Source organism: Natrinema soli (assembly GCF_028618695.1).
On sequence record NZ_JAQIVI010000224.1, the window covers coordinates 1 to 288 of the forward strand.

A 288-nucleotide genomic window follows, 5' to 3' on the forward strand; every position below is an offset into this window, starting at 1 on the left:
TCGGGCGACGTCGAGGACACGTTCGAGTCCGGCGTCGTCGAACCGGCCCACGCCAAGGAACAGGCCGTCACCTCCGCCGCCGAAGCGGCCAACCTCGTGCTCAAAATCGACGACATCATCTCCGCCGGCGATCTGTCGACCGACAAGGGCGACGACGAGGCCGGCGGCCCCGGTGGTGCCCCCGGCGGCATGGGCGGTATGGGCGGCGGCATGGGCGGCATGATGTGAGACTAAATTTTGCTCTGCGGGCGCGGCTTCGCCGCTCCCTCGGCAAAATTTAGTATAAAA

Annotated in this window: 1 protein-coding gene; it reads left to right on the top strand. The window is 66.0% G+C overall.

Going from position 1 to position 288, the window contains the following annotated elements; genetic code table 11:
- Window positions 1-228 (top strand): TCP-1/cpn60 chaperonin family protein (locus tag PGX04_RS14730; protein ID WP_273739200.1); only part of this gene is annotated, 228 nt, incomplete at its 5' end.
- Window positions 229-288: the final 60 nt, after the last annotated feature.